Origin of the sequence: Pseudomonas sp. ANT_H4 (assembly GCF_008369295.1) — a bacterium.
In the GTDB taxonomy this organism is placed as follows: Bacteria; Pseudomonadota; Gammaproteobacteria; order Pseudomonadales; family Pseudomonadaceae; genus Aquipseudomonas.
The window spans coordinates 203,821-224,896 of the sequence record NZ_VOBG01000004.1 but is presented as its reverse complement, the minus strand read 5'-3'; the positions used below and the strand labels follow the sequence as shown (position 1 = coordinate 224,896).

The 21,076-nt window shown below is 58.3% G+C and carries 18 protein-coding genes and 1 tRNA gene; 5 read left to right on the top strand and 14 right to left on the bottom strand.

Annotation, left to right across the window (positions count from 1 at the left end; genetic code table 11):
* Positions 1-289 precede the first annotated feature (289 nt).
* The 3 genes from FQ182_RS07360 to FQ182_RS07350 all read left to right on the top strand — a co-directional run bounded on the left by FQ182_RS07360 (position 290) and on the right by FQ182_RS07350 (position 4,482).
* Positions 290-1,495, top strand: a complete 1,206-nt coding sequence (locus tag FQ182_RS07360; RefSeq protein ID WP_149412076.1) for an acetyl-CoA C-acetyltransferase — start codon at positions 290-292, stop codon at positions 1,493-1,495.
* Between the two features lie 16 nt (positions 1,496-1,511).
* Positions 1,512-3,656 (top strand): 3-hydroxyacyl-CoA dehydrogenase NAD-binding domain-containing protein, encoded by a 2,145-nt coding sequence (locus FQ182_RS07355; RefSeq protein WP_149412075.1) that lies wholly within the window; start codon positions 1,512-1,514, stop codon positions 3,654-3,656.
* 103 nt (positions 3,657-3,759) lie between these two features.
* Complete coding sequence (locus FQ182_RS07350) at positions 3,760-4,482, top strand: amidotransferase (RefSeq protein WP_149412074.1); 723 nt, start codon at positions 3,760-3,762, stop codon at positions 4,480-4,482.
* Positions 4,483-4,503: 21 nt separating this feature from the next.
* On the opposite strand, the gene FQ182_RS07345 is transcribed toward FQ182_RS07350, so the two are convergent.
* From FQ182_RS07345 to FQ182_RS07335, 3 genes are all read right to left on the bottom strand, one after another.
* Entirely contained in the window at positions 4,504-5,475 is a 972-nt protein-coding gene (locus FQ182_RS07345) for a magnesium and cobalt transport protein CorA (protein WP_149412073.1), read from the bottom strand.
* Between the two features lie 65 nt (positions 5,476-5,540).
* On the bottom strand, positions 5,541-6,263 hold the full coding sequence (locus FQ182_RS07340; protein ID WP_149412072.1) for a 1-acylglycerol-3-phosphate O-acyltransferase: 723 nt from the start codon (positions 6,261-6,263) through the stop codon (positions 5,541-5,543).
* Between the two features lie 216 nt (positions 6,264-6,479).
* Entirely contained in the window at positions 6,480-7,169 is a 690-nt protein-coding gene (locus FQ182_RS07335) for a crotonase/enoyl-CoA hydratase family protein (RefSeq protein ID WP_149412071.1), read from the bottom strand.
* 334 nt (positions 7,170-7,503) lie between these two features.
* Here FQ182_RS07335 and FQ182_RS07330 point away from each other — a divergent pair.
* A tRNA-Ser gene (locus tag FQ182_RS07330) sits at positions 7,504-7,593 on the top strand.
* Between the two features lie 262 nt (positions 7,594-7,855).
* On the top strand, positions 7,856-8,560 hold the full coding sequence (locus FQ182_RS07325; RefSeq protein WP_149412070.1) for a DUF6602 domain-containing protein: 705 nt from the start codon (positions 7,856-7,858) through the stop codon (positions 8,558-8,560).
* A 262-nt stretch (positions 8,561-8,822) separates the two neighbouring features.
* On the opposite strand, the gene FQ182_RS07320 is transcribed toward FQ182_RS07325, so the two are convergent.
* The 11 genes from FQ182_RS07320 to FQ182_RS07270 form a co-directional block, all read right to left on the bottom strand.
* Complete coding sequence (locus FQ182_RS07320; RefSeq protein ID WP_149412069.1) at positions 8,823-10,340, bottom strand: GNVR domain-containing protein; 1,518 nt, start codon at positions 10,338-10,340, stop codon at positions 8,823-8,825.
* 12 nt (positions 10,341-10,352) lie between these two features.
* Complete coding sequence (locus tag FQ182_RS07315; RefSeq protein WP_178114405.1) at positions 10,353-11,507, bottom strand: beta-galactosidase; 1,155 nt, start codon at positions 11,505-11,507, stop codon at positions 10,353-10,355.
* Positions 11,494-12,234, bottom strand: coding sequence for a polysaccharide biosynthesis/export family protein (locus tag FQ182_RS07310; protein ID WP_178114404.1), 741 nt, complete (start codon positions 12,232-12,234; stop codon positions 11,494-11,496). Before FQ182_RS07310 ends, FQ182_RS07315 begins: the two co-directional genes overlap by 14 nt.
* 84 nt (positions 12,235-12,318) lie before the next feature.
* A complete protein-coding gene (locus tag FQ182_RS07305) occupies positions 12,319-12,942 on the bottom strand; it encodes a hypothetical protein (protein ID WP_149412066.1) in 624 nt (207 codons plus the stop codon).
* Positions 12,943-12,964: 22 nt separating this feature from the next.
* Positions 12,965-14,089 carry an acyltransferase gene (locus FQ182_RS07300; protein WP_149412065.1) on the bottom strand — a complete coding sequence of 375 codons (1,125 nt, stop codon included), beginning with the start codon at positions 14,087-14,089 and terminating at the stop codon, positions 12,965-12,967.
* Positions 14,090-14,120: 31 nt separating this feature from the next.
* Positions 14,121-15,362 carry a glycosyltransferase family 4 protein gene (locus tag FQ182_RS07295; RefSeq protein ID WP_149412064.1) on the bottom strand — a complete coding sequence of 414 codons (1,242 nt, stop codon included), beginning with the start codon at positions 15,360-15,362 and terminating at the stop codon, positions 14,121-14,123.
* A complete protein-coding gene (locus FQ182_RS07290; RefSeq protein ID WP_149412063.1) occupies positions 15,359-16,834 on the bottom strand; it encodes an O-antigen ligase in 1,476 nt (491 codons plus the stop codon). The genes FQ182_RS07295 and FQ182_RS07290 overlap by 4 nt, the downstream gene beginning before the upstream one ends.
* Positions 16,824-17,783 (bottom strand): glycosyltransferase family 2 protein, encoded by a 960-nt coding sequence (locus FQ182_RS07285; RefSeq protein WP_149412062.1) that lies wholly within the window; start codon positions 17,781-17,783, stop codon positions 16,824-16,826. The genes FQ182_RS07290 and FQ182_RS07285 overlap by 11 nt, the downstream gene beginning before the upstream one ends.
* Positions 17,780-18,619, bottom strand: a complete 840-nt coding sequence (locus tag FQ182_RS07280) for an NAD(P)-dependent oxidoreductase (protein WP_149412061.1) — start codon at positions 18,617-18,619, stop codon at positions 17,780-17,782. The genes FQ182_RS07285 and FQ182_RS07280 overlap by 4 nt, the downstream gene beginning before the upstream one ends.
* The gene (locus FQ182_RS07275) at positions 18,616-19,572 is read right to left on the bottom strand and encodes a glycosyltransferase family 2 protein (protein ID WP_149412060.1); all 957 of its coding nucleotides are present in this window, start codon (positions 19,570-19,572) and stop codon (positions 18,616-18,618) included. Before FQ182_RS07275 ends, FQ182_RS07280 begins: the two co-directional genes overlap by 4 nt.
* Positions 19,562-21,034: an exopolysaccharide biosynthesis polyprenyl glycosylphosphotransferase gene (locus FQ182_RS07270; RefSeq protein WP_149412059.1), complete on the bottom strand. Its 1,473-nt coding sequence runs from the start codon at positions 21,032-21,034 to the stop codon at positions 19,562-19,564. The genes FQ182_RS07275 and FQ182_RS07270 overlap by 11 nt, the downstream gene beginning before the upstream one ends.
* Positions 21,035-21,076: the final 42 nt, after the last annotated feature.

Below are 21,076 nucleotides of genomic sequence, written 5' to 3'. Positions count from 1 at the left end.
TCAACCTTAGAGCCCTCGTTGTCCGTGGCTTAGATCCCTTTAATATCAACCGATATGAAAATCCTCTAAAAAATGCATGAGGCATATTGCCAGCTCGGCGGCAGCCCCTTGGCTAGACAGCTAAAACGATTAATCAGGGGTTTCCATTAGCCTCCTACCGTTCGTCTGAGCGTGCGCGTCAAGGTCAATGAGCGCTTCGGTCATTGAATACAACGCTTCTGCGCCTAAGGTAAGAGCACGGTCGGCTCTCGTCTTTGAGAGCTTCATTGCACAGCGGTTCGAGGACGACATGACCCAAGCTTTGATCTTTGATGCGATACGCACGCCCCGGGGCAAAGGCAAGGCCGATGGCGCCTTGCACAGTGTCAAGCCGGTGAACTTGGTGGCCGGGTTGCTGGCGGCGCTGCAGCAGCGCACAGGCCTCGACACTCGGCAGGTGGATGACATCGTCCTTGGCTGCGTCACTCCGGTGGGGGACCAGGGCGCGGACATCGCCAAGACCGCCGCGCTGGTGGCTGACTGGGACGTCAGCGTCGCCGGTGTGCAGATCAACCGTTTTTGTGCGTCCGGCCTGGAAGCGGTCAACCTCGGGGCGATGAAAGTGCGCTCCGGTTTCGAAGACCTGGTGGTGGTCGGCGGCGTTGAGTCCATGTCTCGTGTGCCCATGGGCAGCGACGGTGGCGCCTGGGTGCTGGACCCGCAAACCAACTTGCACAGCCACTTCACGCCTCAAGGCATCGGTGCTGACCTGATAGCGACCTTGGAAGGCTTCAGCCGTGAGGATGTCGACGGCTTTGCCTTGCACTCCCAGCAGAAAGCGGCGAGGGCACGTTCGGACGGCTCCTTCAAAAAATCGCTTATTGCGGTGCAAGACCAAAACGGCATCGTGCTGCTGGATCAGGACGAGTTCATTCGCGCCGACTCCACCCTGGAGGGCTTGGGCAAGCTCAAGCCCAGTTTCGAAATGATGGGCCAGATGGGTTTCGACGCCACCGCGTTGCGGGTCTACAGCCATGTGGAACGCATCAACCATGTGCACACACCGGGCAACAGCTCCGGAATCGTTGACGGCGCTGCGTTAATGCTGATCGGCTCCGAAGCCAAGGGTCGCGAATTGGGCCTGCAACCACGGGCGCGAATCGTCGCCACGGCGGTGACCAGCACCGATCCGACCATCATGCTCACCGGCCCAGCGCCTGCCACCCGCAAAGCCCTGGCCAAGGCCGGCTTGCGGGTTGAAGACATCGACCTCTTTGAGGTCAACGAAGCCTTTGCCTCGGTGGTGCTCAAGTTCATCAAGGACATGGGCATCGACGCCGCGCGGGTCAACGTTAATGGCGGCTCCATCGCCATGGGCCATCCCCTGGGCGCGACGGGTTGCGCGATCCTCGGCACCCTGCTCGACGAACTGGAGGTGCGCCAGCAGCGTTATGGCCTGGCCACCCTGTGCGTGGGCGGCGGCATGGGTATCGCTACCATTATCGAACGCCTCTGAGCCTAAGGAATTTGTCATGACCGATGCCATTCGTTACGAAAAAGGCCAGGACCAGATTGTGGTGCTGACCATGGACATGCCGGGCCAGAGCGCCAACACCATGAATGCGGTGTACCGCGAAGCCATGGCCGCCACCGTCGCACGCCTGGAAGCGGAAAAGGATTCGATTGCCGGAGTGATCATCACCTCGGCGAAAAAGACCTTCTTTGCCGGCGGCGACCTCACTGAATTGATCAAGATTGAAAAGCCCCACGCCAAGGCCTTCTACGACATGGTCCTGGGGTTGAAGGCGCAACTGCGCACCCTGGAGACTCTTGGCAAACCAGTGGTGGCGGCCATCAACGGCGCGGCCCTTGGCGGTGGCTGGGAGATTTGCCTGGCGTGCCAGCACCGCGTGGCGCTGGACCACAAGTCGGTACAGATAGGCTTGCCGGAAGTCACCCTCGGCCTGCTGCCGGGCGGTGGCGCAGTGGTGCGGATGGTGCGCATGCTGGGCTTGGAGAAAGCCTTGCCCTACTTGCTGGAGGGCAAAAAAGTCACGCCGCAACAGGCCTTGCAAGCTGGATTGATCGACGAGCTGGCGACGGATCGCGCCGAGCTGCTGGCCAAGTCCCGGGCCTGGATACTCGCCAACCCGACGGCCAAACAGCGTTGGGACGTCAGCGGCTACCAGATCCCCGGCGGTACGCCGTCGAGCCCGAAAGTCGCGCAAATGCTCGCCATCGCCCCATCGATTCTGCGCAGCAAAACCAATGGTTGTTTCCCGGCTCCGGAGAAAATTCTCTGCGCCGCCGTGGAGGGCGCCCAGGTTGATTTCGACACCGCGCAGTTGATCGAGACCCGCTACTTCACGGAGCTGACCACTGGCCAGGTGGCGAAAAACATGATCGGCACCTTCTGGTTCCAGCTCAATGAAATCAACGCTGGCGGTTCGCGACCACAAGGCTTCGCTCCATACGTCACACGCAAGGTCGGCATACTCGGCGCCGGGATGATGGGCGCGGGGATCGCCTACGCCAGCGCTTGTGCCGGGATCGAGGTGGTGCTTAAGGACGTCAACCTGGCCGCGGCAGAGAAGGGCAAGGCTCATTCTGCAGCGCTGCTGGACAAGAAGGTCAGCCGTGGGCAACTGACCGCCGAGCAGCGAGAAAGCACGCTGGCGCGGATTCATCCTGCAGAGCTCGATGCCGACCTTGCCGGCTGCGACCTGGTCATTGAAGCGGTATTTGAAGACCGAGACCTTAAGGCCAAGGTCTCGGCCGCCGCGCAACGGGTTGTCGGTGCCGACGCGGTGATCGCCTCAAATACTTCCACCTTGCCCATCGGTGGCTTGGCCAAAGCGGTGCCGGACCAGGGCAAGTTCATCGGTTTGCACTTCTTCAGCCCGGTGGAAAAAATGTCTCTGGTAGAGATCATCAAGGGCGCCAATACCAGCGACGAAACCCTGGCCCGAGGTTTCGATTTCGTACTGCAGATCAAGAAAACCCCGATCGTGGTCAACGACAGTCGCGGCTTCTTTACCTCGCGTGTGTTTGGCACCTTCACCAACGAAGGCATCACCATGCTCGGTGAAGGCGTGGCCGCGCCGATGATCGAGACTGAGGCGCGTAAGGCCGGCATGCCCGTTGGCCCGCTGGCGATTTCCGACGAGGTTTCCCTCAGCCTGATGAGCCATATCCGTCAGCAGACGGCCAAGGACCTGCAGGCCGAAGGTAAAACAATGCCTCAGCATCCGGCGTTCGCCGTGATTGATCTGTTGCTCAATGAATACAAGCGGCCTGGCAAGGCAGCCGGCGGCGGTTTTTACGAATACCCCAGCGGAGGGCAAAAACATTTGTGGCCGGAGCTGAAAAGTCGTTTCGAGAAAGCTGACCAGCAGATTTCGTCCCAGGATGTGCGGGACCGACTGCTGTTTATCCAGGCCATCGAGACGGTGCGGTGCGTGGAGGAAGGCGTACTGATGTCCACCGCCGATGCCAACGTCGGTTCGATTTTTGGTATTGGTTTTGCGGCCTGGAGTGGCGGGGCATTACAGTTCATTAATCAATATGGACTGAACGACTTTGTTGCGCGGGCGCGTTACCTGGCCGAGCAATATGGCGAGCGGTTTTCGCCGCCGGCCTTGTTGCTGGAAAAAGCGGCGCAGGGTGCGACGTTCTGACTGCAGCGAGGTAAAGACATAGGCTAGGGCTTGCCTTGCTGGGGTATTTCAAGGCAGGCTTCTTGCGTGTGCATTATTCCCATCACCGTGTCAGGTATTTTTTATGTCACTACGCGTCTGCATTCTGGAAACCGATATCCTGCGTCCGGAACTGGTCGATCAATATCAAGGTTACGGGCAGATGTTCCAGCGCCTGTTCTCCCAGCAGCCGATTGCTGCTGAGTTCACCGTCTACAACGTGATGCAGGGCGATTATCCGGCCGATGATCGGGTATTCGATGCGTACCTGGTGACGGGCAGCAAGGCCGACTCTTTTGCCACTGACCCGTGGATCGAAACCCTCAGGACGTACCTGCTGAAGCGCTATGAACGTGGCGACAAATTGCTAGGTATCTGCTTCGGGCATCAACTGCTGGCGCTGCTGCTGGGCGGCAAGAGCGAGCGGGCGACCCAGGGCTGGGGCGTGGGTATTCACAACTACAAACTGGCTGCCAAGGCTCCGTGGATGAGTCCGGTGGTGGAAGAACTGACACTGTTGATCAGCCACCAGGATCAGGTCACGGCGCTACCGGAAAACGCCACGGTCATCGCGTCCAGTGATTTCTGTCCGTTTGCCGCCTATCACATCAATGACCAGGTGTTGTGCTTCCAGGGTCATCCTGAGTTTATCCACGACTACTCGCGGGCACTGTTGGATATCCGCCAGCTACACCTGGGCGAACAGGTCTATCAGAAAGGTATGGCCAGCCTGGAGCATGACCACCACGGCGTGACCGTGGCGGAGTGGATGATGCGGTTTGTTGCGCACAAACCGCAGGTTGCCTGATCAATAAGCCTGCGGGGTGACTTACAACCACCCCGAACGCTTGAAACTTACCCACAACCCGATGCAGCCCGCCGCGATAAACCCTAATACGCCAAAATAACCGTAGTGCCATTGCAGCTCTGGCATGTTCTGGAAGTTCATCCCATAGATTCCGGCCACCGCCGTGGGGAACGCCAGGATCGCCGCCCAGGCGGCAAACTTGCGCTGCACCACGCTCTGTCGAGACGCTTCCAGCAACACCCCGATCTCAATGGTCTGGCTGGCGATATCCCGCAGGGTCGCCAGGTCTTCCATCTGCCGCGTGACGTGAATCTGCACATCGCGAAAATACGGGCGCATATTCTTGTCGATAAACGGAAAGCTCAGCCTCTGCAGTTCCTCACTGATCTCCACCATCGGCGCCACATAGCGGCGTAGTCGCAGCACATCGCGGCGCAGCCCGTGGAGATGCTGGACATCCCGTTCACTCAGGGAGTTGCATAGCACGTTGCGCTCCAGCTCATCGATTTCGGCATGAATCGCTTCGCTGACTGGCTGGTAGTTCTCGGTGACAAAATCCAGTATCGCGTAGAGTACGAAGTCTTCCCCGTGTTCCAGCAGCAATGGACGCGCCTCACAGCGTTGGCGCACGTAACCGTAGGACGCCGAGTGGCCATTGCGGGCAGTGATGATGTATCCGTTGCCGGCAAAGATATGGGTTTCGATAAACTCCAGCTTGCCTTCATGGCGAACCGGCGAGTAGGTCACGATAAACAGCGCATCGCCGAAGGTTTCCAGCTTGGGCCGGCTGTGTTTTTCCAGGGCATCTTCGATGGCCAGTTCATGCAGGTTGAACTGGCGTTGCAGATTGGCCAACTCCTGGGCGTTGGGCTCTTCGAGGCCAATCCAGACAAAATGGTCAGGCTTGGCGGCCCAGGCAGCACCTTCGTCGAGGGTGATGTTAGTGACTTTCTTCCCGGCGCTGTAGACGGCGGCGGCAACAACTCTACCCATAGTGCTGATCGCTTCTTTATTTGGATGGCTGCGGGCAGCTTAGCTTGAACAGGGCGCCAGCGGAGTCAGGTTGTTTGCAGCTGTTGATCCATTGCTGCAATACACACCACCATCTGCGCCCGACATTCCTCCATCAGTCGGGACATGTCATCTATCGTCAATCCGGCCGTAGGAATGGGCGGCAATGAACGAATCAACACATCACCACTGTTCCAGCGATTGAGCTTCATCTGCTTCACATAGGTACTGACGCACACCGGCACAATGGGCACGCCAGCGGCAATCGCCATTTGGAACGCACCTTTCTTGAACGCCAGCAGGGTTTCGCCGAGGTTGCGCGTACCTTCCGGGAACACCCATATCGAGGTGTCTTCGTGCTGCAACGTATGGGTGGTGGTGAGCATTGAACGCCGCGCCTTGAGGGCATTGCTCCGATCAATCAACACATTGCCCGCCAGCCAGAACAACTGCCCGAACAGCGGCACCCATTTCAAGCTCTTCTTGCCGATACACACGGTACGGTAGGGCACCACGTTACCGAATACGAACAAATCATAGTTGGACTGATGGTTGGCGATGATCACGCAGCTGTTGGGTTTGTCCCGCAGCGAGTCAACCTGGGCCTTGACCCGCAAGCGCAAAATCCACATCGCAGGCAACGCATAAAGGCGTGCACAAAGACGGCTATTGTCCGGGTTGAATGGCCGGCAAATCCCCAGCAGCACGCCCAGCACGCCAGCGACGATAAAATGCAGGCTCATCAATAACATGCGTACAGAGTAAAGCATCGATACGGCCCATTGGGACAAAAGGTGGCGCAGTGTACGGACGTGCACTGTATTCGGCAATTACCCCTGTAGAGGTAGGAGATGGGCGATGTTTAAGCGCATGTTTCAACATTCGGTGACAGACACTGTTTAGAGCGGTTGTGGCTCTTTTCAGAGTTGAGTGCAAGAAAAAGCCCGACTCAAGGTCGGGCTTCTAGTAATGCATGGGTTGTCGACTTAACCCAAGTGCTCCTGATCTTGAATGATCGCGCTATCCAGCGCTTCGAGCAGCGCCTTACGCACTTTCAGCTTGGTGTGCTTGTGGGCGTTCATATTGATTTTCTTCAACTGACGCGCCGCTTCCAACGCCGCTGCCTGCAGTTCTTCGGGTGCCACCACCTTGTCGAGGAAGCCGGCACTCAAAGCGTCTTGCGGGTTGAACATCTCGGCATTGATCACCGAGCGATGAAACGCCGACTTGCGCAGGCGATCGCGCGCCAACTCGATCCCGGCATGGTGCATGGTCATGCCGATCATCACTTCATTCAGGCCAATGCTGAACGGCCCTTCCACGCCAATCCGATAATCCGCCGACAACAACAGAAACGCGCCCTTGGCCACCGCGTGCCCAGGGCAAGCGACAATCACCGGGAAAGGGTGTGACAACAGGCGACGGGCCAGGGTCGAGCCCGACGTCACCAGGCTGACCGCCTCCTTGGGGCCGGCGGTCATCACTTTTAAATCGTAACCACCCGACAGAATCCCCGGCTGACCCGTGATGATCACCACTGCCCGATCTTTCTCGGCCTGATCCAGCGCTTCATTAAAGGCACCGACCACCGCAGGTGAAATGGCATTGACCTTGCCGTTGCTCAAGGTCAGGGTCGCGATACCGTCTTCGAGGTGGTAGGCAATCAACTCACTCATGACGCGATTCCTTTGTAATACATGTAATAGAAGTGCAGGCAGCAGACGTTACTCACCGCGCTCGCCCTGGTAAAGCGCCGTGACTGACTGGCCAGTCAGAATTTCCCCCAGCACCCGCCCGCGAGCAGCCTTAGGCAGGGCGCAGCAGCGACTCTAGGCAAGCGTTGTCTGTGCCTGAGAATGGCACAATCGTCTTGGTGAGTACGGCGCCTAATACGTCTGGAACGGTATAACCGTCTAAGCACATGAAAATTCTGAAAAAAACCTTTGCCATCAGAAAAGCTTTCGACTACATTAGCGCGCCTCGACAGACTGAATGAGTTTGACGAGATACGGTGAAGTGTCCGAGTGGCTTAAGGAGCACGCCTGGAAAGTGTGTATACAAGAAATTGTATCGAGAGTTCGAATCTCTCCTTCACCGCCACATTAAGTAAACACAAACCCCTGATTTTCCTAGAGAAAGTCGGGGATTTGTGGTTTTTGGCATCCAGAAAATTGCCCCATGGGAGCACCATGGGACTGGTGCTCCATTCTGGGGCGTAAAGAGGGACCTGTGACTGAGCGTGTAAGGGCCATTTCACCCGACCGTCGAGACTTGGATAAAGTGTGGCTACCTCTGGCCATTTGCAGCCGCTCACCGATTCCTAGAGAGTCACAATATTCATTTCCAAGAAAAGAGCACCTTAATGAAACCGCTAATTGAGTACTGTCAAGGGGCTGTTAAAGGGTTAAATGCTCAATACGAAATGACCAAGGTACTGGGACATTCTGCCACTGCGGGATCGGCGCGAGAGCGACTCATTCAGGACTTTCTTGTTGCACATCTTCCTGAAGTGACCAGCGTTGTAAGTGGAGTAATTATCGACTCGAATGGTCGACGTTCGAAACAGCAAGATATCGTATTAATGTTGAAGTCCATGCCTCGACTTCCGTTCGCTAGCGGCCACGACTTGATTTTCCAGGAGGGAACTGTAGCAACCTTCGAAATCAAAACAGAAATAACACCATCTGTTCTTGAGGCTGTAGCTCTCAATATTGAGAGCGTAAAAACGCTAATCCCTACTACGCTTGAGGGGGTTCAGCTTGGCGATCTAGATTGGCCGCACGCTAGGATATTGAGCGTTGTTCTCACATACGGAGGTTCTGCACTGGAGAGCATCGAGCGCAAACTTATAGAGCTTCCAGAGGCCTGCCAACCAGACGTGTACTTAGATCTCACAAAAGGGATATTTATCAAGAACGAAGGAATGTTATTTAACAAGGAAGGTAACAGTTCTTACCTTCGGTTTGATGATGCCGCCATTGGCCTTGCACGTCTGCTTGCGCTGTTGTCAAAGGTGACTGGTCGCTTAGTGATGCGCGGTGTGAAGTGGGACGCGTATATTTCATGACTGCTGGCGTACTGTGCTGGAGTTTACAACGCCCCCGTAGATGAATTTGCGAGTCAGTTTTTGGTCGATTTCGCCAGTTGAAGATAGATAGAACGCTGAATGCGAATAACGCCACTTATATAAAAAATGCCCCCGCATCGAAGCTAGGAGTGGGAGCATTTTTTTGTGAGCGAAGCCGTTAACGGTCCTCGGCGTCATCAACACCTAGCGGGCAAAACGCCCCGTGACCCGAGGGACAACGGGGCGTTCGTGCACAACCGTGTCAACCTAGTTGCGGCACCTTGGCGATCACCGTCAAGCCGAGATATCGCTGCACATCGGACTCGGATTTCAGGCTGTCATCCAAGATTTCGAAAACGAAAGCCAGGCCAATGCCACCGAGCAGACCACCCAATAGCACTCCGACCAGTACCAGCCAGAGCTTGGGGCTGACCGGGCGATTGTTCACCGAGGCCCAATTGACCACCGAAACGTTACCGATCTGGGCTTCGGCTTGTTGACTGAGAAAGCGGGTCTCCTCAAACCGTTCCAGGTACAACTTGCGACTGTCGCGCAACACACCAAGCTTCTGCTCCATCTCTTTGAATTGCGCTTCGATCCCATTGAGTTCGTTGAGCCGCTCGATATCCAGTTTCTCCTGCTGGGTCAGGGTCGCCAGGGCCTGACGGTAACCGGCCAGAGCGGACTCATTGCGCATCAGGTCATCGCGTAACCGAGCGTTGAGAGGGTTGATGCCGCGCTCGGAAGAGGCATAGCGCTGCCCCTTCTGCGAACTGATTTGCTGCTCGACCACGGCAATTTCCTGACGCAGCGGGACAATTTTTGGATCGTTTGCCGAGAGCCGGGAAATGGTTTCGGCTTCCGTGCGCTTGAGGTCGGTGAGTTGCTTGCTCAACTCGCTCAGGGCAAAACTGTTCGAGCTCTGCGCCCCAGTGAGTTCGGTGGTGCGCGGTACATTGTTCAATTGCTGGCGCAGCACCTCGTTCTGGCGCTCGGTCTGGTCGATCATCACTTGGGTGGTATCGATGTTCTTGCGTGCATCCTTGAGTTTGTCTATTTGCATGTTGCGCTGCAAATCGACATCGACCACCTGCCTTTCGCTGCGCAAGCTGCCCAGGCCACGCTCGGTCGTCTTGATCTGCGACTCCAGTTCATCCAGCTGGCTGGAAATAAAGCTGGTTTTCTCACGCTGGTAGATGCGAACTCGCTCCACCAGATAGCGTTTGACCAAGGTGTTGACCCCAAGCGCAGCCGCCTCTGCTGACTTGTTACGCAAGCTCACCTCGATGATATTGGAGCTTTTCACCGGCTCCGCCGAGAGATCGTTCTGCATCCGGCTCACTGCCCGGCTACGCAGGCTGCGGTCGGCCGACTGTGGAAAGAAGTAGCCTTCAATCGCGCTGTACATCTGGGTCAGGCCCTGGACCACACCCTTGGGCGTATACCAGGGATGCTCGACATCAATGCCGGGGAACAGTTTTTGCGGCGTGACCTCATCGACAACCTGTGCGGAGAGGTTCTCGCTGGTGAGGATGCCCGATTCGGAGTGAAGTTGCTCCTCACGCACCACAGACATCATCGGGGCGCGGAACTGGGTGCTGCTCAGTGTCGGCACATAGAGATCTTCCTGACCAATGCGTACCAGCAGACGCGCGGTCGACTCATAAGTCGCCGGAAACAGTTTCAGCCCGGCAAAGCCGCCGACCAGTGCTGCCAGGAAAAACCCGAGCACTACATAACGCCGTTTGAACAGAATATTGAGCACGTCCCGTATGGTCATGGCCACAGCCTCTTATTGTTTCAAATGACGAAAGATTTCAGCGGCAGGACGTTCGCTGCCGTCGGCACGGAACAGTCCGAAATTGCCCAGCCCATCGGGTGACGGGTAGTCTTCCAGGGAGAACCAGTACACCCGCTGAACATTAGCCGGCAACGCTTGATTGCCCTCGCCGAAGGGTACTTGAGTGAGGTGCTGGTTGATGTAATCCAGGGTCGCGACCATCCGCCTGGCCTGCTCGGCTTCAGTGACGCCGAGTTTATGATCGGCTACTACGTAGCCTTCTTCGGTGATCCAGATCGGCTTGTCCTTTGCGCCCTTGAGATTCATGAACAACTGCAGGTTGAATACCTTGCCGAGAAAGGCCGGATCGTCGGTGCTGCCGATAAAGCCCATGGCCGCAGGTTTCGACTCGTCCTTGTCCATGGCATCCGGCTCGCGAACACCTTCCTTCATGTCGAAGACATACGGATGCACGGCAAGGATGTCGAAGGTTCTGCCGTAATCCTTGTCGTTATCCCAGAGCTCCCACAGGTACTCGATGTCGGCTCGCGAGATACCGGCATGGACAATCTTGACCCGATCTCGCAGCCGTTCGGTTTCCTTATTGACCACCTGCATCATCGCTACAAACGCATCGGCGTCAGGCTCCGGCCCCCAGAACTGTTTGACGTTGGGCTCGTTCCATATCTGCCAATAGCCGATGGGCTTCAACCCTTGTGGGGCGTTGCCACCAGGGCCATAACGTTCGATGCAGGCACTGACGAAACGACCGAAGTCCTGGTAGGCGTCCTCGCTCGGCGCCAACTCGAAAACATCCCCAGCCTTGGTCTTGTCAACCAGAGCCCAGGTCGGGGCGTAGTGAACGATGGGCAATAACTCAATGCCTTCCTCGGAAGCTACCCGTACCAGGTTGTCGAGCTTGTCCCACTGATACGTGCCGCGCTGCGGCTCTGCCAGGCGCCACTCCCAGTCGATCCGCACGTGGGTGACGCCCAGGCTTTTGGCTTTCTTGAAGCGCTCGCGCAGTTGCTCCGGGTCACCACTGCCCCACATCGCGTTGATCCCCAGCACGGGTGCGGCTGCCTGGGCCAACTGCGCCAGCATTGCGCCCAACAGCACTATCAGCACCAGGCACTGACGCCACCCGCTTCGATCAGAAGGAGCCATCGGAAGAATCGCCCTTGTTGTAGTTGCGATTGACCGAGAAACCGAACTGTATGCCTTTGAACAGCACCAGGTCGGTGACGTATTGCTGAACCCACAGGTTGGCATTGGCGATTGGCGAACGCGGCACGTAGATCACGTCGTAAGGACTGAGCGCCACGCCCAGGTCGGATTTGCCCTGCGCGATCGCCTGGTCACTCAGGTCCAGGTGATAAGGCACTGGGCGCCCGTCCGGCATCTTGCGAATGAGTACGATCGATTGTGGGTGCGCTGTCGGGCGGAAACCACCGGCACGATAAATGGCCTGCATGACCGTGATGCCACCGTCCATGGGTACCACCTGCGGTACCGCCACTTCGCCACCGATGTAGGCGCGAAAGCCCTTGAAGGATTTGACGATCACCGAGACGCTGGGATCGTTGACGAGGCCCAGATAGCGACGTCTTATCTCTTCGCGCAGCTCATTGGGCGTCAGCCCAGCGGCCTTGATGTCATCGACCCGCTGCATGGTGATATAGCCATCCGGACGAACCGGCACCTGCTCGTTGTAGTCCTTGGCAACGTAAAACTTGATATCCAGGTCGTCCCCCGGACGAATCCGGTATTGCAACCCCGGCACGATCCCGTCGGCGCCCAATAGCGGCAAGCCGTCGGCACTTGGCATTTGTTGCGTTTCAATCGTCGAGCAGCCGGTTAACAACCCACCCAGCACCAACAGCGATGCGAGCACCCTTTTGCCTGTCCCCAACCATTCCATGATCGCCATTTATTTTTATTACTCCCCTGGTGAATAGCGGATGCCGTGCCTGCCTGCTCAAAGCCAGCGATAAAGCCAGCCGGGAATGAAATTGAGCGTACGGTTAAGCACAACCCCGAGTATCTTGCCGCCGCTTTCCTGAAGACGTTGACTGACATAACTGGCTGCCTGGTGCCGGGTTTTGTTGGCCTGCGCAACCAGGATGATGCCGTTCATGCTCTTGGCGGCGACGATCGCGACGGGTGCGAAAGTCGGCGATGGCATGTCCCACAGCACCAGATCGAAATGTTCATGCAGGCGCTCACTCAACGAGCCATGAGAGGTGCTCCCTCCCAGACCGAAAAGTTTCAGGCAACTGCTGGTCGACAGATTTATCTGCACCGCCGAATGATCCGGCACACGCAACCGACCGATATCACCCGCGAGCATTTCCGCTTCATCGGCAGTGGCGCTGACCTCAATCACCAGCACACTGCCGAACGCCATCGACAGCTGGCTGGCTGCCTGCCGGGTGATAAAGGACGCACCGACCTTGCGGGTGACACCAACGATCATCAATTGGGTCAAAGTGTGCGACTGCGCATCACGTAACACCCGGGCCATCAAATCCTGCATGGGGAGTGTCAGCCGGGCATCTTCGATATCCGGCGTCAACACAATTGGACGACTGATTGCATTCATGAATAGGTCCTTCCTTCAGTGCTCAGGCAAAGGCCCGGGTTAATCGCTTGCCTATCTCGATCACAGGTTTTTCCAGCAAGACGTGCACCGCATATCCCACTACGATCGTCGAGATACCCGCCAACACCGCCAGGCCGACACTGGCGAGCGGTGAAACGCTCACCATCAGGAACAACTTGCCGTAGCTGGCCAGTACGAATGGGTGGGTCAGGTAGATCGCATAGGACGCGTCACCAATCAGCACCATCGCGTCGCGTCGTTGCGGCACGATGCCGGCGCTGCGGTTCTTCAGCTCCCAGTTCAATCCCGCCAGCAGGAACGCCGCGTAGGCTCCGCCGAAGGCCAGGACCCGCACGGGTTGCTCGTGATTGATCAGCCCCGACTCAGCGAACATCCCGCCGATCATCAGCAGTGCACACCCGACCACTGCAGGCAGCATGACGCCCCAGCTGCTGGCCCGTTCGCGAATGCGAAAGACCCAGACACCGAGGGTGAATTGAATGATGTAGAGGGAGAACAGGTGATAGTCCCAAAGCTCGATCCCTGTGTAGTGAATCAGTGTCCATTTACCCAGCGCGAGCACCGAAAGTGCGAGCATCACCCAGAACAACGCGTCCATCTTCAGGAAACATGCCACCAGGAACACTATCGTGTAGAACACTAGTTCATGCTCGAGCGTCCAGCCAATGAACAGTAATGGGAGGTCGGCCTGGGGCAGCATCAACAAGGATTGGATAACACTCGCCCAGTCATGGCTGCCCGAGCCCATGGTCATCTGCGGGTTGTACAGCCAGAGCAGCATGACCAGGCATGTGAAGAGAAAATACATCGGCACGATTCGGAAAAACCGGCCGAGCAACCAGCGTTTTGGCTGAAACCGGCTATTGACCGTCACGTAGGTCATGATGAAACCACTGATGACGAAGAACATATCGGGTGCCGAGTAGCCGAAGCGCAAGGCATAGGTACTGTGAAAGTCCGCCAGCGCCGGCAGCTTGCGGGCAATGTCTTCTGCGTGATAGACCAGTACCATCAGCACCGCGAAGCCGCGCAGGCGTTGAACGCTGAGCAACTCGCCACGCTGCACCTCCCAGCGTGCGATGGCTTTGCTGTAAAAGCCGGCAAACTGCCGCAGTACGGCGTTCATGGACGCACCCGTCTTTTGAAGAATGTCTTCATCAACCAAGCTCCTGCAATGTGATCAATTGCTCTGATTGCGCAGCGACACGCTTGCTGCAACTCAGGTAAAGGCGACGCAGTGTGTCGATATGGCCATCGCGGCTATGCGCACGAACAACGTGAACGCGTGCCGCACGCCCGAGTCGGGTTAAGTCGCTCGGGTTGTCCAGGGCTCGCTGCAGTCCTGTCGCAAGCGCCCTGGCACTGACCTGTGCTGCCAGCAGCCCGGTTTCACCGTCCTGGACGTAGTCGGGAATGCCCCCTACCGGGAACGCCAGTACCGGTGTCTCGAACGACATGGCCTCAATACCCACCAAGGGACCAGGGTCGTCCCACACGGAAGGTAAAACGAACAGATCGGCATCCCGGTAGTACGCAGCCAGCTTTTGCGGTGTCAGCCACTCGATGAACTCGATTCTCTCGCTCAGGCCATGGCGATCGGCCAACACCTTGGCCGGCAACAACCGCGGACCACTGGTGATCGCCGTCAACCGCCAATTGCCGTGCACCCGCGCGAGTGCACGAATCAGCACCTCGAGCCCCTTGCCCTTGACCGCTTGGCCGGTAAACAGCAACCGCACCGGGCGATCTCCGGTTGCCAGCCCCGGGGCCTTGCCATAGGCCGGCTCGCCTTGCGCGACGTGATCGAAGCGGCTGAAATACGGCACCACGGACAAACGCTCGGCAGCAAAGCCATTGCTGAGCAAGACTCGTCGCATATGCTGACTGCCCACAACCGCGGCATCGAACCCCTGATAAAGCGTACGTTCGTGGAGCTTGCCTGGCAGGTCCATCAGCCGTGGAACACGCCCACCGGCCGACGGTGGGCCTATCACGCAGCCGTACAATGCACACGACCAACCGAGCGCACGCGCGCAACGGTCCCCCGCAAAACGCCGCCGACCGCGGCGCAGGCACATGGAGGTGTAGTCATGAAAGGAGCGCACCAACGCCAGCCCGCTTGAGACCAATGCTTCGAGCAAGGCGACATCGCTGCACAGATGCACATGGATCACATCCGGGCTCCAGGCACGTAGTTGCTCCACTGCCGCAAACGCAGACCCGGCACCCGCCAGCGAGATGATCTCGACACCCTGACTATCCAAATGCGCCGGCACCGACACGCCTTGATGCGCGAGCACAACCTGGTCACCGCAAGCAATCAACGCCCGGGCCAGGTCCAGGGCATAGTTGGGTAGCCCGCCGATGGATAACTCTTGCACCAGTAAAAGGACTCTCATGCTTTCACCTCAGCGACATTGCGCGCGGTCAGGCCCAGGGCAGGTGACGACGAATCGGTCAGGCCAAGCGTTAATAGCAACACCAGGGTGAAATGCATGTTTTGCAGCAGTAGCATGTCGACCATGGCGAACATGCAGTAGGCCGTCAGGGTGCCGACTGCGGCGAGGGCAAATATATCCGCCGACTCCTGCCCGCCGCGCCGCCAGCGACGCAGCAACTGGCGCAACACAACGACAATGAACGACAGATAACTGAGCAGTCCGATCAACCCTGTGTCGACGAGGATTTCCATGTAAGTGTTATGAGCGTGCAGCGACTGATAGCCCAGCTCGACATTCAGCGTCACGCCGCGGGTGAAGAACTCGTCGCGGAAATTACCCAGGCCAACCCCGAACAATGGGTTGTCGAACCAGACATCGCGGGCCACGCTCCAGATGATCAAGCGATCGTTCACCGCGTCCGCACGGCCGGGAATCAGGCCGGTGATCGTGCCATCCCAACTGGGCCACAGCCCCAGTCCGAGCGGCAAGGCAACCAACGCGACAATGGCGATCAGCAACAGCGGTTTCCACAGGCCTGGGCGCAGCACCAGGCCGATCGCCAGCAACGATCCCACCCCCCCGAGCAGACCGCCGCGCGAATCGGCGGCGATCAATCCGGCAATACTGATACCGATGCCGATCAACGACAGCCAGCGCAGATAAGTCGTGCGCGAGCAAAGCAAATGGGCAATGGCAATGTTCATCATCATCACCAGGTACATGGCCAGGCCCTGAGCGCCACCGAATGAGCTGCCGGCACGGCCCGACACGTCGAAGGTATGGCGTATCTGCGGTTCATCTCCAGTGGGCCCAGGCACCGGAATACCAAGCATGCCGGTGATGGTGTGGCCATTAGTGGCGGCCTCCACCAGCCCGTCGATGGCAAAAAAACTCGATACGCAAATCAGGGTCATGGCGATGAAACGCCAGAAGTGCTCGGCCGGACGAAACACCATCAGCAACACCGGCAGCACCACAAACCATTCAACAACGCGCAGCGATTGCTTGATGCTCGATCCAGGGTTGGTCGAACCTAGTTGGGCGAGAAACACCGCGACCACGAAAGGCAAGATCGCCCAGATCAGAAAAGGCACCTGGATGCGCCCCAGTCGCGGGCCATCCTGGCGTTGCAGCATGAATAGCCAGAGTGCGCACCAGACCACGATGATGGCATCGGCAGCATTCAGCGGAATACCGCCGAGGGTTTTCTGGATCGGAATCGCCAGGCTGATCACGAACGCCAGCAACAGCAACTTGGGCTGTTTGCTCAAGAGCAGGCTCGCGCCGATTGCCAGCGAGGCTCCGATGCCGGCGAGCGGCATATACACCGTCAGCAGCGATACCGCCAAACCTAGGACAACGGCCAAAATCACCCCGGGGGCCTGCACGCGCTCATGTATTCCCAATGGGGCCAAGGGTTCAGACGCCATGCAATGGCACCTCGATGCGAAACGGGTTGATCGAGATGACACGCACGTTGGCCCGCAGCAGCGCCAAGGCCTCGTCGCGCCGTCCAGGTCGCAGTAAACCGACCAGCAGGGCTCGAACGCTGGCCAGCAACATGACCGTATCGGTCAGCAGTTTCAGGACCAGCACCTCTCCTGCCGAACGGTGTTTGCGGTACAGGCGATAGCGACTGCGACGCAGCTCATAGCGCATGCGCAATGCGGTTTCGCTCAGGGCGCCAGGGCGATGACCACTAGGCGCGCGCCCGGACGAACTGCCACCGTGGTGCAACACACGACTTGCGGGCACCAACAGCAAGCGCCAGCCCTGGTTTCGTGCCCGCACACACCAGTCGACATCTTCGTCGTACATGAAGAAGCCTTCATCGAACAGGCCGACGCTGCCCAACAGTTCGCCTCGTATCATCATGCAGGCGCCGTGCAGACGCTCCAGTTCCAGCGGTGCTTCCTGGCCACAGGCTGGAAACTGCGGACCGCCATACAACCGCCGAAACATTTCCGGCAGTGTCGGGAAGCGGCACGGGAAGTCCTGGTCGGCACCGTCGCTGGCATTAACTACCCGGGCACTCACCGCACCGACTTCAGGTTGCGCTTCGAGCACCCGCAGCAGGCTGTCGAGCGTGCCGACCTCAACCTGTGCGTCGCTGTTGAGCAGCAACACGTAGTGACTCTGAAGGCCCCGGAGTACGAGGTTGTTACCGCCTCCAAACCCCAGATTCTGCGACGAAGCGATCAGCCGAACATCCGGGTGCCGGCTGGAGATCTGCGCCACACTGTCATCGCCCGAGGCGTTATCGACCACTACGATGCTGGTCTGAGCCAGGGTCGCGGGGAACGCCTTGAGCGAATCAATGCACTCGTTCACCAACTGAGCAGTGCGGTAGTTGACGATGGAAACAGTCAGGGACTTCATCCGCGTTTCTCCTTCAACAGTCGGTGCTCCTGACGCAGACGTGCCCCCAGGACATGACAATGAGTTTTCAGCCAGTTCGGTTTGGCCCCTGTGATACCGAACGCGCGTTCTGCCGCCTGCATGTCCAGCCAGAACGCGTCGACTTCACGCATGTCGTTGATCAGCAACTCGCCACCCCCGAAACCTTCCAGTAACCATTGCGCAATACGCCCGGTCGGCGTGCCGAAACCGGCACCGAGGTTGAAGATGCCCGGCACCGGTGCCTCAATTACTCGCACCAGCCAGCGTGCCAGCACCTCCACCGGGAGGAAGTCGCGCTCGACGAAGGGGCTCATGTCGAACACGATGCGCTGGCTGATGAACAAGCTGCGCAAGACCATGGCGAAAAAATTTCGCCGGCTATCGTCCAGCTCGTAACCAAAGATATTGCTCAGTCGCACAATGGTCAGCCGCGGCCCGAGTAGCTGCGACAAGGCGTTTTCAGTGAGCGCCTTGCCTACGCCATAAGGGTTCACCGGGTTGAGTACTCGCTCCTCATGCAAGCGCCCATCGCTGTCGGCGGGGCCATAGACCATCCGCGAGCTGGCCATGATGTAGTGCACATCTGGCAAGTGCTCCACGCGCCGGGCCAGGGCCAGCTCGAAATCCAGTGCCGGGTCGTAGCCGTTGCGCAATGCCGGGTTGTAGGCCAGGTTGAGCACCACGCGCACCTTGTCCGGCCAGGCATCCTCGTCCAGCGCCTGGCGGTGACCGATGAAGTGCCAGCCTGCGGTCTCCGGGCGCTCCTGCAAGGCACGGGAAATCAGGCTGGTGCTGCCAACGACGACGATGCTCATGGCTGATCCCAGAAGAACGAATGCATGCTCAACCGGCGCCGCCAGCCGAGCGGCAGCAAGCGATAGCGTTCGCCCAGTGAGTAGCCGAAATACTTCCCGGCGGTTCGCAATAGAATTGGCACCACCGCCAGCGGCTGCTTACGCTGCAAGGCGGCAGCAATCTCGCTTTTGACAAAACGCATGCCTTCGCCGGACGCCGCCAGTCGGGCCTGGCTCAGTTCGCTGTCCATGGCGATCAGAGTGCCGATATCGAAATAACGCTTGAGCTCCTGGACAATGCTGTAGTCGTGACTGTGAATCGCACGTGCCGCAGGTTGGTATACCCGTGCGTAGCCGCCTTTGAGCAAACGCGCGGCAACCGCCATGTCTTCGCCCAGGGGCAAGCGTTCGGGAAAACCGCCGACTTTTTCCAACGCCTCGCGCCGGTAGGCGGCAAAAGAATTGGAGCAGAACACCGCCTTGATCCCGGCATGAGCGATGTCGGCCAGCGTGGTTCGCTCTGCGCGGGCCGGGTAATTGAACTCACGGGCAAAACGCTCGGCTTCGGTGGCCCCGGCACGCGGCAGCTGACGGCCATACGCCAACGCTACCTGCGGGTCGGCGAAAGGCTGCAGTAATTGCGCCAGCCAGTCGCTGCCCTGCGGGCAGGCATCCTGCGTCAGGTACACCAGGTAGTCGCTGTCGGCACATAGCTGCGCCGCCAGATTTCGGGTCTTGCCGTGCCCGAACTCACGGCGCTGGATGCTCTGGACGTTGTAACCGGCACCCAGCACCAACGAGACGGTTTCGTCGGTCGACGCCGAGTCAACAAACAGCACCCGTTGGGGCGCATGTTCCAATGCCGCCAGCGCGGGCAACAATGCGCGCAAGTGCTCGGCGGCATTGAGGGTCAGAATCACGATACTGGTGCGCTCGACCAGTGAGGCAACGGCCTGTTGGGCATCAGAATGCATTGGCACCTCCGAAACCGCCAAACATGGTCTTGAACACGATCCACAGGTCCAGTTCCGGCGACCAGTTCTCGATGTACTGCACGTCGTAGACAAAACGTTCGGTCAGTGACTCTTCCGTAAACGTGTTGCCGCGCAGACCATTGACCTGGGCCCAGCCGGTGATGCCGGGGCGCACCTTATAACGCTCGACGAAATCCACAATAACGGTTTCATAGGTCCGATCGCCGGCCATGACCCCGGGAGGGTGCGGCCGAGGGCCGATGACCGACATATGGCCGAGCAATACATTTATAAACTGCGGAAACTCATCGAGGCTGGTACGCCGCAGGAAATTGCCCACGCGCGTGACCCGACTATCCGTGCGTTGTGTCAGGTTGATGGCTTTGCTGGCGGAGTCGGCGTCAAAACGCATACTGCGAAATTTGTAGATATCGAACATGCAATTGCGCAAGCCGTAGCGCTTCTGGGTAAACAACACTGGCCCGGGCGACTCGAGACGGATCAGCACGGCAATAATCAAACCCAATGGCAGGAACAGTGTCAGCACACAAAAAGCGAAGGTGATATCGAAAGCACGCTTGATCAGCCGCGCTTCGATCGGCAGCGGATTCATCCCCAGCAACAGCATATTGCCCGGACCCTGTGTCGGCCGATTGACGAAAGCGTGCCCCAGCACTGGCTCGTCCGGCGCCAGATAGACATTGCCCAGTTGCCCGCGCAGACGCGTGGCCAACGAGCTGACTCGGTCTCCGGCCTGGTTGGGCAGAGCGATGACGACCCCATCCACGTCCGCCGGCAATTGCTCAAGTTGCGCAGTGCCTCCGGCCAGCATTGGAAACGGCAGGTTGCTGCAATCAATCCGGGACTGGCGATCATCGATGAACCCGATAACCTCGATCCCCGACTCGTTCTCGGTCATGTAGCGCGAAATAGCCACGCCCTGTTCGCCGGCTCCGACAATCACCAGACGCACCTTGCGATCCCAGCCTCGCGTCAGTTTATCGACGACCCACCCTGCGAGTAGCCACAACAGCACCAGTGCCAGGGTGAGCTCCAGGTACATCACCGCCGGGAGCAGCGGTAAGTTGCCAACCCACATGAACAGCACGATAAACAGCGTCACTAGCACGCTGCCGAGCACCGCATAGACGATGCGCAGTGCTCGAACGTCATGCTTGGCGAAACCCTTGTAACCCCGTACCGGCAGCAAACTCATGCTGCATACCAGGGCCAGCCCGACCAGCCAGACACCAGACCAGTGAGCACCGTTGAGCAACCAGTACTGGCTGGCCAGCAGCAACGTTGCCAGAACCCCGCCACAGGCCCGGGTCAGGCGCACCAATAAAATCTCAAGACCATCTAGGGCCGCAGCGTCGAAACGTCGCGTCGGTTTTCCCCGAGCCCGGGCACAAGTGTCCCCCTCCTTCTGGGCTACGCCCAGAAGCGGTTCCGATACTGTCATTGCATTCTCCCCAGCCCCGCAAACTACGGGTATGGCCTACGA

Bases quoted from the DNA above. Each gene is read 5' to 3' on its own strand.
- FQ182_RS07360 (WP_149412076.1), top strand. From the start codon at position 290: ATGACCCAAGCTTTGATCTTTGATGCGATACGCACGCCCCGGGGCAAA.
- FQ182_RS07355 (WP_149412075.1), top strand. From the start codon at position 1,512: ATGACCGATGCCATTCGTTACGAAAAAGGCCAGGACCAGATTGTGGTG.
- FQ182_RS07350 (WP_149412074.1), top strand. From the start codon at position 3,760: ATGTCACTACGCGTCTGCATTCTGGAAACCGATATCCTGCGTCCGGAA.
- FQ182_RS07345 (WP_149412073.1), bottom strand. From the start codon at position 5,475: ATGGGTAGAGTTGTTGCCGCCGCCGTCTACAGCGCCGGGAAGAAAGTC.
- FQ182_RS07340 (WP_149412072.1), bottom strand. From the start codon at position 6,263: ATGCTTTACTCTGTACGCATGTTATTGATGAGCCTGCATTTTATCGTC.
- FQ182_RS07335 (WP_149412071.1), bottom strand. From the start codon at position 7,169: ATGAGTGAGTTGATTGCCTACCACCTCGAAGACGGTATCGCGACCCTG.
- FQ182_RS07325 (WP_149412070.1), top strand. From the start codon at position 7,856: ATGAAACCGCTAATTGAGTACTGTCAAGGGGCTGTTAAAGGGTTAAAT.
- FQ182_RS07320 (WP_149412069.1), bottom strand. From the start codon at position 10,340: ATGACCATACGGGACGTGCTCAATATTCTGTTCAAACGGCGTTATGTA.
- FQ182_RS07315 (WP_178114405.1), bottom strand. From the start codon at position 11,507: ATGGCTCCTTCTGATCGAAGCGGGTGGCGTCAGTGCCTGGTGCTGATA.
- FQ182_RS07305 (WP_149412066.1), bottom strand. From the start codon at position 12,942: ATGAATGCAATCAGTCGTCCAATTGTGTTGACGCCGGATATCGAAGAT.
- FQ182_RS07300 (WP_149412065.1), bottom strand. From the start codon at position 14,089: ATGAACGCCGTACTGCGGCAGTTTGCCGGCTTTTACAGCAAAGCCATC.
- FQ182_RS07295 (WP_149412064.1), bottom strand. From the start codon at position 15,362: ATGAGAGTCCTTTTACTGGTGCAAGAGTTATCCATCGGCGGGCTACCC.
- FQ182_RS07290 (WP_149412063.1), bottom strand. From the start codon at position 16,834: ATGGCGTCTGAACCCTTGGCCCCATTGGGAATACATGAGCGCGTGCAG.
- FQ182_RS07285 (WP_149412062.1), bottom strand. From the start codon at position 17,783: ATGAAGTCCCTGACTGTTTCCATCGTCAACTACCGCACTGCTCAGTTG.
- FQ182_RS07280 (WP_149412061.1), bottom strand. From the start codon at position 18,619: ATGAGCATCGTCGTCGTTGGCAGCACCAGCCTGATTTCCCGTGCCTTG.
- FQ182_RS07275 (WP_149412060.1), bottom strand. From the start codon at position 19,572: ATGCATTCTGATGCCCAACAGGCCGTTGCCTCACTGGTCGAGCGCACC.
- FQ182_RS07270 (WP_149412059.1), bottom strand. From the start codon at position 21,034: ATGACAGTATCGGAACCGCTTCTGGGCGTAGCCCAGAAGGAGGGGGAC.